The 16,024-nt window shown below is 60.2% G+C and carries 21 protein-coding genes, 1 tRNA gene and 1 pseudogene; all 23 read left to right on the top strand.

Annotated elements, in window-relative coordinates:
- The first annotated feature begins 704 nt into the window (after nucleotides 1-704).
- The 23 genes and pseudogenes from mobI (at nucleotide 705) to F787_RS0115135 (ending at nucleotide 15,876) form a co-directional block, all read left to right on the top strand.
- A complete protein-coding gene (mobI, locus tag F787_RS0115240) occupies nucleotides 705-1,175 on the top strand; it encodes a conjugative transfer protein MobI(A/C) (protein ID WP_028492754.1) in 471 nt (156 codons plus the stop codon).
- Nucleotides 1,172-1,405 (top strand): hypothetical protein, encoded by a 234-nt coding sequence (locus tag F787_RS16975; protein ID WP_155989669.1) that lies wholly within the window; start codon nucleotides 1,172-1,174, stop codon nucleotides 1,403-1,405. Before mobI ends, F787_RS16975 begins: the two co-directional genes overlap by 4 nt.
- Entirely contained in the window at nucleotides 1,386-1,907 is a 522-nt protein-coding gene (locus F787_RS0115235) for a hypothetical protein (RefSeq protein ID WP_155989668.1), read from the top strand. The genes F787_RS16975 and F787_RS0115235 overlap by 20 nt, the downstream gene beginning before the upstream one ends.
- A gap of 676 nt (nucleotides 1,908-2,583) precedes the next feature.
- Nucleotides 2,584-3,522 carry a single-stranded DNA-binding protein gene (locus tag F787_RS16705; RefSeq protein WP_081694175.1) on the top strand — a complete coding sequence of 313 codons (939 nt, stop codon included), beginning with the start codon at nucleotides 2,584-2,586 and terminating at the stop codon, nucleotides 3,520-3,522.
- 100 nt (nucleotides 3,523-3,622) lie between these two features.
- Nucleotides 3,623-4,108 (top strand): glycine zipper domain-containing protein, encoded by a 486-nt coding sequence (locus F787_RS0115225; protein WP_051246248.1) that lies wholly within the window; start codon nucleotides 3,623-3,625, stop codon nucleotides 4,106-4,108.
- A 125-nt stretch (nucleotides 4,109-4,233) separates the two neighbouring features.
- Nucleotides 4,234-5,208, top strand: a complete 975-nt coding sequence (locus F787_RS0115220; RefSeq protein ID WP_231373476.1) for a ribonucleotide reductase N-terminal alpha domain-containing protein — start codon at nucleotides 4,234-4,236, stop codon at nucleotides 5,206-5,208.
- Between the two features lie 270 nt (nucleotides 5,209-5,478).
- Nucleotides 5,479-6,639 (top strand): annotated as a pseudogene (locus tag F787_RS0115215) (ribonucleoside-diphosphate reductase); the annotation flags it as partial.
- 74 nt (nucleotides 6,640-6,713) lie between these two features.
- A complete protein-coding gene (locus tag F787_RS0115210; protein ID WP_028492748.1) occupies nucleotides 6,714-7,436 on the top strand; it encodes a hypothetical protein in 723 nt (240 codons plus the stop codon).
- 544 nt (nucleotides 7,437-7,980) lie between these two features.
- A complete protein-coding gene (locus F787_RS0115205) occupies nucleotides 7,981-8,295 on the top strand; it encodes a hypothetical protein (RefSeq protein WP_028492747.1) in 315 nt (104 codons plus the stop codon).
- Nucleotides 8,296-8,951: 656 nt separating this feature from the next.
- On the top strand, nucleotides 8,952-9,368 hold the full coding sequence (locus F787_RS0115200) for a hypothetical protein (protein ID WP_028492746.1): 417 nt from the start codon (nucleotides 8,952-8,954) through the stop codon (nucleotides 9,366-9,368).
- A gap of 104 nt (nucleotides 9,369-9,472) precedes the next feature.
- Nucleotides 9,473-9,610 (top strand): hypothetical protein, encoded by a 138-nt coding sequence (locus tag F787_RS17075; protein ID WP_196801948.1) that lies wholly within the window; start codon nucleotides 9,473-9,475, stop codon nucleotides 9,608-9,610.
- A gap of 110 nt (nucleotides 9,611-9,720) precedes the next feature.
- Nucleotides 9,721-10,272, top strand: a complete 552-nt coding sequence (locus F787_RS0115190) for a hypothetical protein (protein ID WP_028492745.1) — start codon at nucleotides 9,721-9,723, stop codon at nucleotides 10,270-10,272.
- 6 nt (nucleotides 10,273-10,278) lie between these two features.
- Nucleotides 10,279-10,788 carry a hypothetical protein gene (locus F787_RS0115185; RefSeq protein ID WP_028492744.1) on the top strand — a complete coding sequence of 170 codons (510 nt, stop codon included), beginning with the start codon at nucleotides 10,279-10,281 and terminating at the stop codon, nucleotides 10,786-10,788.
- Nucleotides 10,789-11,045: 257 nt separating this feature from the next.
- Nucleotides 11,046-11,297 (top strand): hypothetical protein, encoded by a 252-nt coding sequence (locus F787_RS0115180; RefSeq protein WP_028492743.1) that lies wholly within the window; start codon nucleotides 11,046-11,048, stop codon nucleotides 11,295-11,297.
- 98 nt (nucleotides 11,298-11,395) lie between these two features.
- Nucleotides 11,396-11,683: a hypothetical protein gene (locus F787_RS0115175; RefSeq protein WP_028492742.1), complete on the top strand. Its 288-nt coding sequence runs from the start codon at nucleotides 11,396-11,398 to the stop codon at nucleotides 11,681-11,683.
- Between the two features lie 127 nt (nucleotides 11,684-11,810).
- A tRNA-Ile gene (locus F787_RS0115170) sits at nucleotides 11,811-11,887 on the top strand.
- Between the two features lie 190 nt (nucleotides 11,888-12,077).
- Nucleotides 12,078-12,341 (top strand): hypothetical protein, encoded by a 264-nt coding sequence (locus F787_RS0115165; RefSeq protein ID WP_028492741.1) that lies wholly within the window; start codon nucleotides 12,078-12,080, stop codon nucleotides 12,339-12,341.
- Between the two features lie 162 nt (nucleotides 12,342-12,503).
- Entirely contained in the window at nucleotides 12,504-13,067 is a 564-nt protein-coding gene (locus F787_RS16050) for a hypothetical protein (protein WP_155989667.1), read from the top strand.
- A 79-nt stretch (nucleotides 13,068-13,146) separates the two neighbouring features.
- Nucleotides 13,147-13,605 carry a hypothetical protein gene (locus tag F787_RS16250; protein WP_051246245.1) on the top strand — a complete coding sequence of 153 codons (459 nt, stop codon included), beginning with the start codon at nucleotides 13,147-13,149 and terminating at the stop codon, nucleotides 13,603-13,605.
- An 80-nt stretch (nucleotides 13,606-13,685) separates the two neighbouring features.
- Nucleotides 13,686-13,895, top strand: coding sequence for a hypothetical protein (locus tag F787_RS0115150; protein ID WP_028492740.1), 210 nt, complete (start codon nucleotides 13,686-13,688; stop codon nucleotides 13,893-13,895).
- Between the two features lie 196 nt (nucleotides 13,896-14,091).
- Nucleotides 14,092-14,652 (top strand): hypothetical protein, encoded by a 561-nt coding sequence (locus F787_RS0115145; RefSeq protein WP_155989666.1) that lies wholly within the window; start codon nucleotides 14,092-14,094, stop codon nucleotides 14,650-14,652.
- A 177-nt stretch (nucleotides 14,653-14,829) separates the two neighbouring features.
- On the top strand, nucleotides 14,830-15,369 hold the full coding sequence (locus tag F787_RS16040; protein WP_369774290.1) for a DUF1643 domain-containing protein: 540 nt from the start codon (nucleotides 14,830-14,832) through the stop codon (nucleotides 15,367-15,369).
- A gap of 141 nt (nucleotides 15,370-15,510) precedes the next feature.
- On the top strand, nucleotides 15,511-15,876 hold the full coding sequence (locus F787_RS0115135) for a hypothetical protein (protein ID WP_028492738.1): 366 nt from the start codon (nucleotides 15,511-15,513) through the stop codon (nucleotides 15,874-15,876).
- The last annotated feature ends 148 nt before the right edge of the window (nucleotides 15,877-16,024 follow it).

The raw sequence follows: 16,024 nt of genomic DNA, 5'->3' as shown, positions 1-16,024 counted from the left end.
CAGGGGCCATCGGGGCGCGTTTCGCGGGCGCGAAATGGACGCTCGCCGGGTCGGATTCAGGGGCTATCGGGCTCGTTTCGCGGGCGCGAAATGGACCCTCACCGGGTCGAATTCAGGGGCTGTCGGGGCTTGTTTCTCGGGCGCGAAATGGAGCCTCGCCGGGTCGAATTCAGGGGCCATCGGGGCTCGTTTCGCGGGCGCGAAATGGGCCCTCTCCGGGTCGATTCAAGGGCCGTTCGGGGCGCGTTTCGCGGGCGCGAAATGGACCCTAGCCGGGTCTATTCGAGGGTGGTTCGGGGCGCGTTTCGCATGCGAAACGACGGGGTTCGCGCCCCCCTCTAAAGGTTGTCCGATCGATTCTCTAAAGGTTGTCCGACGCATTTTGCCCCGAAACGGGGTAGTGAAATTGGGGGCCGGGGTGCAGGATAGAAGTCAAGAGGTAAAGCAATCCATGTTTCTACCGAGTATTCGGTAGCAAGATGACTCGGATTTGGTCTTCGGTAGAAACATGGATCGATTTAGAAGACAGCAAGGCCATATCGTTCGGGAGAATGAAGCTCCATGTTTCTACCGAGTATTCGGTAGAAACATGGAAGAAAAAGGCCAAACAGGGGCGATATGGCGCTTTTCTTCGGTAGCAACATGAGTCATGTTTCCCCCTGGTTAATACGGGGGGATGGCGGTCAAAAATGGAGGTGCGATTCATGGAAGTAGAAAAGAGGGTTGCAGACATTGAGAGGGAGTTGGATGCCTGGGTGGAGGATCTCCGGGCGGAGGCCAGGGAGGTCGAAGGGCAGTTCAACGACCGTGTGTACGAGGTGCGCGACGAGGTCGGTCCGAAAGGTTGGTTCCGACACATGGTGCGGGTAAAGGATACGAGCTCGGTAAGGCCGTCGTTTTCGATCGAATGGCGACGCATGGAATGGCGGTCAACGTCGAGGTCGATTTCGCCGAAGGATAGTCCGAAGCTGTATCGCTCAACGAACGTGAAAAAGGGGCCAACGGAACGGTATCCGGAATCGCGGTTCGACCCGGTCTCCGCTGAGGAAGCGAATCTGATCGCGAACTGCGAGGATCGGTTCGAGGTGATCCGGAAGCAGCTGAAGTTGATCGGAGCAATCCGGAAGCAGATTTCCAATTCGAGCTTGGTTAAAAACAGAGGAGAAGAAGAATGAACAGAGAGTGGGTGGATCAGCTGGAACGTGAACAGCAGGCGCGGCGAGAGATCCTGGGGTCGATTCCTGCGTCCCGCGGATACATGAGGGCACTGTTCGATGAGCACAAGAAACGGATGGGTGGCTCAAGTGCAGTGGCGCAGAAGAAGAGAGAAACGTTCCGTGTCGTGGAAGGCAGCGGTGGTGAGTCGAACGATGGAGGAAAGGATGATGGTGGACGTGAAGCGTGAGAACCGAGAAGACATGAAGCGTCTGCTTCGCGGTGAATGGATCGGGCCGAAACGTGCGAAGCATGCCTGGGAGGACGTCGAGGACGGCTTCCGGATTAGCGCGCCCACGTTCACGCGGGATGTTCAGGTGGACGATGTGTTCCGCATGTTCGATCAGGACGAGAAGTGGGCGCGGTGGCAGGTCGAACGTCTGGGCGCTGAGTTGCAGTACCGAGTACGCGAGGGGGTGAATGCGTATGAGCGGTATCTGGATATCCGTCTGACCGAGAACAATCCGTTCCTGGATGTGGGGGCGAGGGTGCTGGATCAGCGCACGGTGCTCGTTTTCTGGGATCTGGTCAGTCGAGTTGCGGCGCTTTCGCCAACCGGAGGGATTACGCCGATCCCGAAGTGGAAGGTGACTCGGAACGTTCCGGTTCTTCGGGGGATGCACGAGAGTGCCTGCGAGGCGTCCTTGAAGGTCGATCCGAGGGTGAGGGTTTTCCTGGAAGAAGGTCGCTAACGGGTGGTCGGCGGCAGTGGCACCACCGTCTGATGCGAGACGGGATTGATGCCTGTAGGAACCTGGATGTTCGCTGTCAACGATTGACCGGTATCGAAGGCGGTATCGCGCAGGCCGGGTGAGTCATTTGATCGGACGGCTCCAGTCCTCCCGCGCTCACGCGCACATCCGACCTCGTGCCGCCTGGGCGTGAATGGCGATAACCAGAAAGGGGACAGTCTGCGTCTCGAAGAGACGATGATTCTTTGGTTCGTCCAGTGGACACCAGAGCGGAGAGCCTGGACCGGGTTCTCGGTTCTTTCTGGCCGAGGTTACCAGCCCCACCCTCCTCTTTCCGTGGCGAAACCTTTGTTGCAGAACGGACGGCAGCCGGGGTGCATGGAAGAGAGGGAGTCTCGATCGAGGCGCCCGAATCCACTGAATCCATTCCCGGTTCAACGAGAGCTCATGATCAGTAGCGAATCCGACCTACCCCTGGGGTCCTCCGATTAGAGGATTGCGTCGAGGGCAGCGGAAAGATAGACTCGAAGGTGATTTAGTCCCCATCGCCTGGGTAACGGCGGAGCTCGACAAGAGCGAAATAACCATCCTTGCGCAATGCAAGGTACATCCCGGACGGGAGATACACTCTCCGTCCGGGAGGGGTGTATCTCCCACATTCAATAGGAGGTACACCATGTCCTACGGAGGAACGGTAGGGACGTTCACGTTCATCGGCACCCTGGGTGCTCATCCTGAGCCTCTTTCGGGGCCGCATGATTCACCGCGCGTTCGTCTTTCTGTGAAGCAGAAGGACAGCAAAGGCAACGTCCACTGGGCCAAGGTGACTGCCTTTGATTCCATCGCACAACGAGCTCTATCCCACGCACGGAAGGGAATGAAGCTCTACCTGACGGGGGATCTTCGGTGCCGCGTCGTCGATCTGGCGAATGGGTCCAAACTGACGACCCATGAACCGGTCGCAAGGGATCTCCAGATTGTTCAGTGGAACGATCCGGAAGACGCCCATAACTATCCACCCGTGGAGGCGAGTCATCAGGAGCAGCCGGTCCCGAACTCGGCGCATCCGAACACGATGCCGCCGCAGGGTCAGGAAATGCCCCCGCAGGGGAATCCGAACGGGTACCACCAGCAGGGGCAACCGGCTCCGAACCAGGCGCATCCGAACACGATGCCGCCGCAGGGTCAGGAAATGCCCCCGCAGGGAGATCCGAACGGGTACCACCAGCAGGGGCAGCCGGCTCCGAATCAGGCGCATCCGAACACGATGCCGCCGCAGGGTCATGAAATGCCCCCGCAGGGGAATCCGAACGGTTACCCCCAGCAGGGGCAACCGGCTCCGACTCAGGTGCATCCGAACACGATGCCCCCGCAGGGTCAGGGAATGCCCCCGCAGGGGGATCCGAACGGTTACCCCCAGCAGGGGCAGCCTGATCCGACTCATGTGCATCCGAACACGATGCCCCCGCAGGGTCAGGAGGCCCCTCAGCAGAACGCGCCACAGAACCCGAACGGATTTAATCCGCGCGGGCATGGCGGTTCAGCTCACCAGGGTCAGCCTGCACCGGCTACTCCCCAGACGAGCAATGAGCCGCCTCTTGGAGCGCGGTTCTAGTTCAGTCTGTATTCACTTCTTTCGATTACACCCCCTGCCCGGGGTATTGCTTATGCATCTTCCCCTGGGCAGAGGGGAGGTCTGTTTGAAGGAGAGAACCATGTCTGTACTGAACATGATGAAGATCGTCGCCGCCATCATCACCACCGCTTTCCTGGTTGGCTGCGCCAACACCCCGGTCGGTTCCGGGGACTACGGCGTCAACCAGACCCGTTCGGCCGGATCGGTCGAAACGGGGAAAGTGGTCGACATTCGCGAGGTCACGATCCGGGAAGATTCCCGGACAGCCTTCGGGAGTCGTGGCGGCGTCGGAGCCGCGGCGGGTGCCGCTGCGGGCGCCCTGCTGGGCGACAACGTGGGGTCCGGTCGTGGGCGCCAGGTTGCCCGGACGGTCGGCGCAGGCGCCGGCGCGGTCGCCGGCTCTCACGTCGACCGTGAGCTGGCGAGTCAGAGCGGCCTCGAGATCGAGGTCCGCAAAAGCAATGGCAGGCATGTCGTTGTAACCCAAGGGGATGATCAGGACTTTCATGTCGGACAGCATGTCCGTCTGATCGAACACGGGCGGACCTATCGGGTCGCCCCCTGATCCACTCCCCTCTTCTCTACCCACCACGCCGTCGCGGTGGAACTCGGTGATCGTGTATCGTGCGATCACCGGGTTCGCCCGGCGGCTTATTGTCACGGAGCCCTTGACGGGCCAGGAGGAATACCATGGACATGATCACGAACGATCAGGGCCACGACACGGGCAACGAAGCGGTTGCCCACACGAAGGACGTCCCGATCCAGGAACCGGCGATGAACATCTGGTCGACGAAGTATCGGCTGACCGATGGAAACCGGAACCCCGTGGATGCCGACATTTCGGAAATGAGGGCCCGTGTTGCGGATGCCCTTGTCCGAGATGAGCCCGAAACTTCTCGTGAAGCGATTCGCGAGGAATTCATCTGGGCTCTGGAGAGCGGGGCAACCCCGGCGGGGCGGATTCTGGCGAACGCCGGAGCGGAGGCGTACAAGCCGGAAACGTCGCTCATCAACTGCACCGTTTCCCAGCATGTTGAGGATTCGATGCGGTCGATTCTGGACGGGGTGTATCAGGCCGGTTTGACCCTGAAGTCGGGTGCCGGCATCGGGTACGAATTCAGCCTGCTTCGCCCCAACACCGCGCCGGTCTCCGGTGCGGGTGCGGAAACGTCCGGGCCTCTGCCCTTCATGGACATCTACGACTCGGCCTGCAAGACGGTTTCGTCGGCAGGCGGTCGTCGGGGTGCCCAGATGGCGACTTTCGATGTCGGTCATCCCGATGTCGAGGACTTCATTTCCGCCAAGCGGGAGAAGGGGCGTTTCACCCAGTTCAATGTATCCGTCATGAATTCGGATGCCTTTATGGAGGCGCTGAAGAAGGACGAGGACTGGGCGCTGGCCTTCCCGCTCCTGCCGAACGAGAACATGGAAGACCATGATATCGTCTGGCGGGACTGGCCGGTCATCGAAGACGGTTACACCGTCAACGATGAAGGCCTGGTGGCATGCCGGGTCTACCGGACCGTGAAGGCGCGGGACCTCTGGAACCGCGTGATGAAGTCCACCTATGACCACGCCGAGCCGGGCAATCTCTTCATTGATCGAATCAATGATGAGAACAACCTGTGGTTCGCCGAGGTGATCAGGGCCACCAACCCGTAAGCAATGCGGCCTTCCGGTGTGAGCCGGAAAGGAAACACCCGATCTGATTGACTTGGAAGTCCCGGCGGGGACGACAGGGGGCAAGCAGGGAAAAATCCCGTGCAGCCTGAACGACTGAGTGATCGGGCTCTCCGATTGGAGATGAAGCGACAGTCTGGACTCCCGGATAACGCATGAATGAGGAACCGGGAGAGGATGCCTGAAGCGGTATCCCGCCCTGCCCCGGCAGGGTCAGTAGTGACCAAGGGGTCGCGAAAGTAACAGAACGGTGGTGAACAGCCCCTGCCTCCGAATGGCAGCTGCCTGCTTGGCAGTGTAAACCTCACGGCGCTGGTCAAGCGTCCCTTTGCGGGCAACGCGGAGTTCGACTGGGATCGGTTCCGCAAGGTCGTCCGTATCTTCTCGCGGATGCTCGACAACGTGGTTGAGCACTCCGGTCTTCCCCTGGAAGCCCAGCGTGAAGAACTCCGGCGCAAGCGTCGCCATGGCATGGGCTACCTCGGCCTGGGATCGACCCTGTCGATGCTCGGGATCCCGTACGGGAGCGAGGAAGCCATCCAGTTCACCGACGAGGTGACGAAGGTAATGGCGCTTGAATCCTGGCGCTCGGCGCTCAAGCTTTCCATGGAGAAGGGCCCTGCCCCGATCATGGAAGAAGAGTTTGAGGTGACCGGGTGGATGCTTCGGCATCGTCCGGAGATGGTCCGTGACGGTTACGCCGTCGGGGACAAGGTGAAAGGCAAGGTCCTGCATGCCCGGTACAGCCGGTATATGCAGCGGATCGCCGGGGAAGATCCGGAACTGGTCGAGCAGCTGGCGGAGCATGGTGCGCGTTACAGCCATGCCACGTCGATTGCTCCGACGGGGACGATCTCCTTCTCGGTGGGCAACAATGCCAGCAACGGCATCGAGCCCTCGTTCCTTCATCACACCCAGCGGAACATCATCCGCCAGGGCAAGTCCTCGAAGGAAGCCGTGGACGTGTACTCCTTCGAGCTTCTGGCCTACCGGTACTTCGTGAACCCTGAAGCGGGTCCCGAGGATCTGCCGGAGTCCTGTGTTACGGCCGACCGGATTTCGGTCCGGGAGCATGTCCTGATGCAGGCGGCGGCCCAGAAGTGGATCGATTCGGCCATCTCGAAGACCATCAACGTGCCGGAGGAGACTCCGTTCGAGGAGTTCAAGGACGTGTACATGATGGCCTACGAGCATGGATTGAAGGGATGCACCACGTTCCGGCCGAACAGCAAGGCGGCCATGGGCGTGCTCGTGGATCCGGAGAGCGTGAAGAAGCAACAGTTCACGTTCGTTCAGGACGACGGGCAGGAGGTAACGGTCAGCGGTGACACGGAGATTGAATACGACGGTGAAACGCATACCGCCGCCAATCTCTTCGCCGCAATGGAAGAAGGCTACTACGGCAAGCTGTAGGAACCCTTCATTCACCCCACCGGGGGCACGTTCCCCGGTGGGGGCGTGCCTCCACTCTTAACAAGGAGTCAACCATGGACAAGACCATCAAAATCGAGCGGCCCATCGTGGCCGTGAAGCGGGCCGAAGCAGAGAAGCCGGAGAAGCCGGCCGACATCAATCCGTTGCAGAAGCGGATCGAGTCCCGGCCGGAAGGCGGACTCGAAGCGGTCTCGGAGAAGATCAACTACTGGACACAAGAAGGCAAGCAGACGCTGTATCTGCTTGTCTCTTTCATGCCGGTCGAAGGCATCGTCGATGGGGAGAAGGTCGTGGTGGAACGCCCGATCGAGTTCTTCCTGCCGACGGGGCAACAGACCGCCTCGTACCAGTGGATCTCCGCGACCATGCGGAGCCTGTCGCTGGCGGCGCGCGGTGGCTATGCCGCCCAGGCGCTGCAGGATCTGCGTCAGGTAACGTGGGATAAGGGCCCGGTGCGTTGCGGATACAACGAGCACCAGAAGCCCATGTTCCACAACTCGGAGGCGGCGGCGATCGCCTTCTCGATTCAGATGATCCTGGTACGCCGGGGTTTTCTGGATGTGAACGGCAACCCACTGGGGGTCCGGGAAATCCTGGAGGCCCAGCAGGCGAAGGCTTCGATGCCGGAGCCGCCGCCGGAGGTGGATGTCGAGCCGGCTGTGCCGGTTGAGGATTCGATTCCGCAACCCGGTGACTGCCCGGACTGCGGGGGTCATACCCGCATGATCGAAGGGTGCCGTACCTGCCCTGACTGCGGTTGGAGCAAGTGCGCCTGATCGGGTATCTTCCTCTACCTTCAACACCCGTTTCGCTTCGGCGAAGCGGGTTTTTTTATGCGCTGGGGTCTCGTTTCGCGGGCGCGAAACGAGGTGCCGTGTCGGTTTTGACGCGATGCTCCAGGGGCGGTAATGTGGTCCTAATCCCGACTTCTCGGGAGAACGGGGACAGCCCTCGATACCTGCTGCCGACTTCCTGGATGAAGTCTTTGAGGCCGAAAGGCCCGGCTTTCGAGCATCCGAGAGCCCGGTTCCGATGGAACCGCCCTGCCCTCTCCGTTCCCGTGTGAACGATTCACCGAATTCCGCGATGCTCCGTGCGTATCGTCTGTGCTGAAACAGGCGTGCCTGCGGTGTATGGCAACCCGCCGTGGCTGCGGCCGTGGTGGTGACCGGGCAAGACCTTCCTCGGGTATAAAGAGGCGTGTTCGGGATCACGTACAAAAAATCTTCGCCATTCCCATGGTACTCCTGCGCGAGACCATCGGATGGCATTCACTCAACCCTTCTCCGACGGGGGAAAGGATCAACTGAAGGAGTAATCATGAAAGATTCGACGAATCGCCGGGTCATCCTCTCCACGCCCATGCTCTTAGAGGAGGGGGAGTTCGCCATGCGTGAAATCTCCCTCGGGCAGGCGCGGGCCTGGGTGCAGGAAAACGCTCCGACCAACTTCTGCGGTCACGAGACCGTCAAAGTGGTCGGGGTGGAACCTGCCGCCGGCCGGGGGTCCTGCGAAGGCTTTGACGAGGCCCTGTGCCTCAAGCCCGCAGGTCGGCTGGAGTTCGGCAAGGAGTACACCGTCCAGGAGATCCTGGACATCGGTGTCACTCCGCTGCTGATCTCCAAGGTCGGTTGAGGAGCCCCGGTAGTACCCGTTCGACGGGCTGGGGAGGCACGCTTTGCGTGACATGGCTGAGAAGCGCCATGGCCCTCCCTGGAAACAGAAAACGCCCGCCCATGAATGCTGAAACATGCGTTCATGGGCTTTTTTATGCCCGTTTCTCGGGCGCGAAACGAAATTGGGTATGCCGGGTTGACACGGAGATTTCAGGATTGCTAGGCTCTATTTAATCCCGGTTTCGGGAGAACGGGGACAGCCCCCCGATATCCGCTGCCGATCCCCTGGAAGGGATCCATTCGAGCCAGGAGGCTCACGCTTTCACTACGAAAGCACCCGGACATCCCGGTCCGGCGATGATGCACAGCCCCGTGCATCCGGCTCTGAAACGAGCCGCCCTGCCCTTTCCGTTCCCGCGTGGACGATTCACCGAATTCCGCGATGCTCCGTGCGTATCGTCTGTGCTGAAACAGGCGTGCCTGCGGTGTATGGCGACCCGCTGCGGCGAATGCCGTGGTGGTGACCGGGCAAGACCTTCCTCGGGTATATGAGGCGAGTTTGGGATCTCGTTAAAAATCTTCGCTAATCCCATAGACTCTCGCGCGAGTCTATCGGATTGGTTTCGTTTTTGTTTTTTGCCGGGGAAGCTCGGCTTAATTTTTAGGAGGTTTATCATGGAATTCAACGAAATCCGTAATGCCCAGGACCTCGAGATCAGAGTGGGCGACATCTTCGTCGTCCGCACTGTCGAACCCGGCGATCTGGAGTTCGGGGCTGCCCCGAACTCCACCGTCCGGGTGGTCGAGTACGGTGACGAAGACGTCACCGTGGAAATCCTTCGGGGGTCCAGGAACCCCTACTCTGACTTCGGGGAGAGCCTCGAAATGCCGCGGGGCCATTTGGTGCTCCGTGAACCGAAGTATCGGTTCAATGACACCAACATCGCCTGTAAGGCGATGGGGCCGAACCAGGTCGCCAGCTGCCCGGAAGGGCAGCTGGAATCCGACTCCACCGGCGTGGTTCGCCGGTGGCGCCCCGGAGGCGGGGAAAGCCGGGTTGTGTTCCGGCCGGGACAGCAACCCCGGTTCTGAGGAGTCGACCTCGAACATCTTGACCCCTCTCGTTGGGTCGCCCGATTTTTCACACCCGTACCAGGGTATAAAACGGGCGATGTCAAACACCGAGGAGGTGCATTATGTTCGACAATGTCGACTTTTCCCAAATGTCCGAAGAGGACATCCTTCGCCTTCTGCGGATCCTTCGGGATCAGCAGAAGGATCTCTCCTCCCTCTTCCACGAGCTGCGCGAGCGGCTCGCGGAGGAGCTGGAGTAACCCCTACGCCCCAGGTATTCCCTGGGGCTTTTTTATGCCTATGGGCCGAGGCCCACGAACATCGAGCATGCGCGTTATCATGGAATCTCGTTGAGACACGGAGAACGGGCATGGACGCCGAACCGATCATTGTCCGGGATCATTTCGAATGGGCCCTGGTGGCAACAGTGCAGGACGATTTCGCGCCGAATTTCGCGCGGCGCCTGATGGTCACCAGCGGCATGATCATTGGAACGGACGAAACCCGAATGCATCTTGCGCCCACTACCCTGGAAGATGGCTGGTACACGGCCGAGCGGGAGCCATGCGAAGCACCCATGGAGGCCGATCGCGTCGAACGGATGCTGGAGGACTTCTTCCGGACGCCGGCACCGACCCGGCCGGACAATCTGGCGGGGCGTATCCACGCTCTGCGGAGAGCGCGAAAGACGGCGGTGCCGCTGCTGCGTGAAGCGCAGCCCCTGGATGGAAGCTGGCACCATGTCCTGGTCGATGAGATGGAGGACGTGATGCGAGGCCGTCGGGAAAAAGGCGAAAAGCCCTGGATCGGGTTTCAGCGATTTCCGCGATTTGACGAAGACGTGCTCGGCGTTCGTTGGCTCTGGCCGTCCACCGGTCGAGAGGTGTTTTTGAGAACGACGGTAATTGACCAAGGAGGGTGAAAACGGATGGATTGGAAATACGAAGTGGTTGGGACAGCGTCCGAGCCAAATCGGGGTGTCGGGCTTCTCGGCGCGCGGACCAGGGAATGGATACTGGCGCTGCTGGTGGCGGGGCTGGCGGCCGCCAGCCTGGCGCACCCCTCCCTGACCGGCCTGGTTGCACTGATGGCCGCCGGCCTCGCGCTGGGCATGGTGATCAGCGATGTCGCCCCCGTGGAAGGGGCACTGACGGCACTGATCCCGACCGGGCTGATGGGTTTGATGCTCGCCGCGTACGGCATCGCCTGGATGGCCGGACACGAAATCGCGGGTGTTGACCGCATCCTGGTTGCAATCGACCTTTCTGCGGCCCCGCCCGGCAACCTGGTGGAGTGGATGGCCGACACCCTTGCCTTGGGCGGTGGCGGATTCGCCTTCTACCTGATCACGGGGCTGGCACTGATCGCTCAGGTGTTTCGATGGGGCTCCTCCGTCTGTCCCGCACCGTTTCGGCAAGCCCGGATGATGACGCAATAAGGGAAGACAAAAGCGTTTGAAGGCGAGCGAGACGTAATCGTTGTGCTACGCTCCAGGTGACGGTTTGAGAACCCCATCACACTGCTGGGGCAACAGTGCTAAGCGAAAAAATCGACAAATCGATTGAATCCCGTAGCCTGAAAGCAGTGGAACCACGAGTCCTGGATGTCGAAGCGTCGTATCGATGCCGGGCTCAAATTAACCAAGCGGGGTCGGACCCCGAAGACCATGCCGGGAAGGACCGGCAAGGAGGCAATATGACCAACGATAACGACAAGAAGCGGGATGTCCACAAGCTGGGTCACCATCTGAAACAGGCCGACAAGGCCCTGGAGAAGATGTCCAGCGCGCTCCTCAGTGTGGCCCCGGAGGTGGAAGAGAACACCAAAGAGCCGAAATATCGCACGTTTGGGGGGCTGGATAATTCCTGGCTCTTCACGTTTGCGTTGTTCTGGGCCCCCCATGAGGAAAACGAGCACTCCCCGCCCAGTTCGGGCGGTGACGACTGAGGGGGTTGACGCGTAACGGACACTGAACAGGCGAAGCATTCCCTGGAGCCCGGTACGGTCAGCCCTTTTGTTAAACAGCAGCAAGAGGAGACAGACCAATGAAAGACGAGAAGGAAAACGGCACGCCGGGCTTTATGGAAACGCTCGAAAAGAACCTGGAACGTGTCGGAAATCAGTTCGAAAACGCATCCAGGGTATCGATGGAGACCACGGAAAAGCTGAGCCAGTCGGCAACTGAAGACAGCAAGGAAAAGGGATCTGGAGAAAAGGACACCTCCACCTGGATTTTCGGGATGAACGTGAACCGTTGGTTCATCCCGTTTTTCTTCTGGGGCCCCGATCCGGACAACGATCATTCGCCGCCCGACTCGGGCGACAGTGACTGATCCGGATTCGGGATATCGCCACGGCAACGCCGCGTCATCCCGATGGCGCGGCTTTTTTATGGCGGCCTCGTTTCTGCGCCATGAAGACACGCACCGCTGACCTTTCGAAGTAGCGGTTGACAATCAAGGCACTGTAGCTCAAGTGGTTAGAGCAGACCGCTCATAACGGTTTGGTTGCCGGTTCGAGCCCGGCCGGTGCCCCCAATCACACGGGGATGTGTGATGCCTCCATTACCGCGTCATTTCGATGGCGCGGTTTTTTTATGCCCGGAGGCGAGAAAAGGTGGCATCAGGAATGCGTGTATGCGGGCTGTGTTTGGAGAAATCGACACCACGGAAACCCTGGATACGATGGGTTCCGGATGATGTTCGAATAACCGATGGGGAAAGATCCATGAGCAGCCACCACAAGCGGTACCGTCCTTACATTCGCCGCCAGCATCCATCCGATCGAGCGGACGATTTTTCCACGGCCATGCGACTCGCGCTGTATCTGAATCAGGGGTGGAAAGGCTGGGTGCTAGTGCAGCACGGCGTTCGCGGAAAAGTGCTGGCGATCGCCGGCACTCAGGAAGAATTGGTCCGGTCGGTGATCGGGCCGGACGAGCGGTTCAGGGACTGGAGCCGCCGGGTGCAGGCCTTTGGGGCATTGTCCTAGAGGCTCGACCCGCGGCATGGAGGCCATGCCCGTTTCCCGGGTTCGCTTGCCGCCCTTCCCGGCCATGAAAATCGAGGTAGGGATCAGGCGAAAGATTCGGGGTTCGGGTGAAGCCAATACACACGACGACAGCCACAATCGAAACGAAGCAAAGGAGCAATAATGAAGCGAATTGCACAGGGAACCCTCGCTGCCACTGCGGCACTGCTGCTGACCGGATGTGCTGGCGGACCCACCCCGCCGGGTGCCGGTAGCGCAACGCCGGGGGATGTGATCGATGCCGCACGCGGCGGTGCCCCCGGGGCGCCAGGAACGCCTGGGGCGGCCGAACCGGATCTGGAGGATATGGCCGAGGAAGAAGCGGCCCGCGCCGGCCGGGAGGCCGCGGAGGACATGGTTTCCTCGAGCGATGGCCCGGATCCCATGGACGTATTCGGTGAGGCAGCCGGCGATGCGGCCCGCTCCGGGGCGGCCATCGGGGCCGCACAGAGCCTTCAGGGGTCCGCGATGGGCGCGGCCTTCAGCGCGATGGGCGGCAACTCGGGCATCACGGCGGAGGAAGCGCAGGCGATGGAGAAGAACATCGACGCCTCGGAGCCCTACGAGAAGAACGGCCGGACCTGCATCGACTACCACATTCAGGTGGACGACGTGCCGGGTGAAGGCGATCAGGAGCAGTCCCTGACCGCCTGTGAAACCGATGATGGTGAGTGGGAAGCCATCTGAACCGGGTGGCAATGGCGTCACGTTCGGGAATGCCCGGCGTGGCGCCAACCCATAACCCATTCAACGCAGGAGCAGGACGATGCACGACAACTTCGGAGCATTCATCTCGATCATGATCTTCGTCGGTCTGGTCGTCGGGTTCATCACGCTGGTGATCCTGATGGAGCACGGCCCCGATGAGAGCAGCAAGAAGAATCAGGACGCCGACAGGGACGCGCTCGGCGACGTATCCGATGAGGCAGACGGCGATGCGGCCCGCTCCGGGGCGGCCATCGGGGCCGCACAGAGCCTTCAGGGGTCCGCGATGGGCGCGGCCTTCAGCGCGATGGGCGGCAACTCGGGCATCACGGCGGAGGAAGCGCAGGCGATGGAGAAGAACATCGACGCCTCGGAGCCCTACGAGAAGAACGGCCGGACCTGCATCGACTACCACATTCAGGTGGACGACGTGCCGGGTGAAGGCGATCAGGAGCAGTCCCTGACCGCCTGTGAAACCGATGATGATGATGGTGAGGATGGTGAGTGGGACGCCATCTGAACCGGACTGCAATAGCGTCACGTTCGGGGTTCCCCCGGCGTGGCGCCAGCCAATAACCGATCCAACGCAGGAGCAAGACGATGCACGACAACTTCGGAGCATTCATCTCGATCATGATCTTCATCGGTCTGGTCGTCGGGTTCATCAAGCTGGTGATCCTGATGGAACATGGCCCCGATGAGAGCAGCAAGAAGAATCAGGACGCCGACAGGGACGCGCTCGGCAAGGATTCCATGGACCGGGAGAACGAATACCAGGCCTATTACAGTCGCGGCCCGTTCGACGACTGAGGTTATCCATGGACAAAATCACCGCCAGCCGTGGTGCCGAACTGAGTCCGTGCCGCCACTAACCGACAATGATACCACCGAGCGTTGGTGTGTCGGGTTGCCCCGCCTGTCGGGTAATAGAGCATAAGGCGTATAGATCAACGTTCCCATCAATTAAAAGGAGTGAGTTTTTATGAGGGCGTGGAATTGGGAGTACGTGAAAGAGTGGGCATCGGACAATCGACCCGAAATAATCGTATTTTCGATGAAATGGGGGGTCTACGCCATATTGCTGATGGGTCTATTCGCATCCATGAGGGAACCATCAGAAGCATTCGCGCAAGACACCTACAGCATGATTTGGCACATCGGTTTGCCGGTTTACATGGCGACGGTGGCGTTCGTATTCATAATAAAGATCCTCACTATTAGCACCTCCCAACTGGTGAACGGTTGGACTCCGAATATCGACGTAATCAAAAGTATGGCCAGTGGGGTGCTGTTCCTGACGGTTGCAATGTGGATGGTCGGTCGTTTTGGCGATGACCTCTACCGGATGGCTCTCGAAGATCCGGAAAGGGTGGCATCTTTCGGAATGCTGATCGCCATTCTGTTCGGGGCCTTGATGGTGAGCCGGACAAGCAGGCCATATCCGGTGGTGATGAAAGGTCCGGTGGTGATGAAAGGCTGGAAACCAGTGGGCGAGTGTCCATCTGCACGCGGAGACGTGGTGAGCGGAAAAACTACGAAGAACGATGACCATGAAGACCGCTCTTGATGTCGCGATACGCCTGTCGACGTTCCAGAAAAACCGCGGGCGGGGTATGGGCCATGAAGGTCACGGACATCGGCGAGCTCAGGCACCTGCTCTATCTTCGACGGGGTCTGGAGCCATTTTGCTCGCCGAGTGATCAGGGCCAGCCTGGGCTGGGGCAACTCGAGCACCCACTGCTGAATGGGGGAATCCTGGATGGTCAAGAAACACGATGCCGTACAAGTTCAGAGGGGGGCACGGCTGAGCCCGTGCCGACGTTATCGCTACGCGCTGTGGCGTCACTGGGGCCCCAGTCACACCGCAGACGCCCATCGGAGAATGGCGTTTATCCTCCTGAATCCGAGTACGGCGGACGAGACCGAGGACGACCCAACGATCCGCCGTTGTATGGGATATGCCTTTGACTGGGGATTCGACGGAGTCGTGGTGCTGAACCTGTTCGCCTATCGCGCGACCAACCCGGCCGAGCTCAAGGAGCAAGACGACCCGGTGGGGGAGGATAACGACTGGATGCTACGGCGTGAGACGGAAAACGCCGGTTGCGTGGTCGCGGCCTGGGGAAACCATGGCGTCTATCAGGGTCGAGGTGAAACTGTGGCGAACATGCTCACCCAAGCAGGGGTGCCCATGCGCGCTTTGAAGGTGACGGGAACAGGGCAGCCCGGGCACCCACTGTACCTACCCCGAAATCTTGAGCCTGTCCCTTGGAGGAAGGATTGATCTCGGCTCAAGGGAGATCGGAATCCAGTTCGAACGCGGGTGCCGGACGCTTCACCTCCTCCAACAACCTTCCGTGCAAAAATCGACACCTCGGCTTTGATCGATAGCATGGATGTGAATCCTCGAAGGAAGGAGCGAACGATGACGCAGGAAACGAATGGCGCCGTGCGAATCCAGGACCTGCTGCACGAGCTGGCGGATCTGGCCGGGGCAGAAGGAGCGGATATCGACCCCCGTGGCGCCGGCAGCGCACAGGATTGGCTGGCGGACATGGCCGAACTGATGGACGCCCTGCCCTCTGTGCATCAGCAGAACCGGCGGGCTTACCGAGAGCCGGAACACCCCATCAGCGAGACCGACGAGTTCCGATTCTGCCCCGATCAGCATCAGGCCTCGGTCGAGACCGTCAAGGGCTTTCGGGTCCTGCTCGATGAAATGGGCGTCCATGGGGACGAGGTACCGGAACTACACGAGTTACGGTCGAAAGTGGTGTACGAGGGGGATTGAGGAAGTCAGCGTATCCGGCTGGAATGGAAGTGCGACCAACGGTGGGAAGGATGGAATCGAAGGTGTGATCGTCGGGCAGGAACGGATCCAGCGCGTGGAGCGGCATGCCCGGGACCTGGAGCGCGAGCTGGGTTGGGTGGAATAGCCA

The organism is Thioalkalivibrio sp. ALE19, from assembly GCF_000428605.1.
In the GTDB taxonomy this organism is placed as follows: domain Bacteria; phylum Pseudomonadota; class Gammaproteobacteria; order Ectothiorhodospirales; family Ectothiorhodospiraceae; genus Thioalkalivibrio.
Note: the sequence above shows the minus strand (reverse complement) of the source record. Positions and strands in the feature narration are given on the sequence as shown.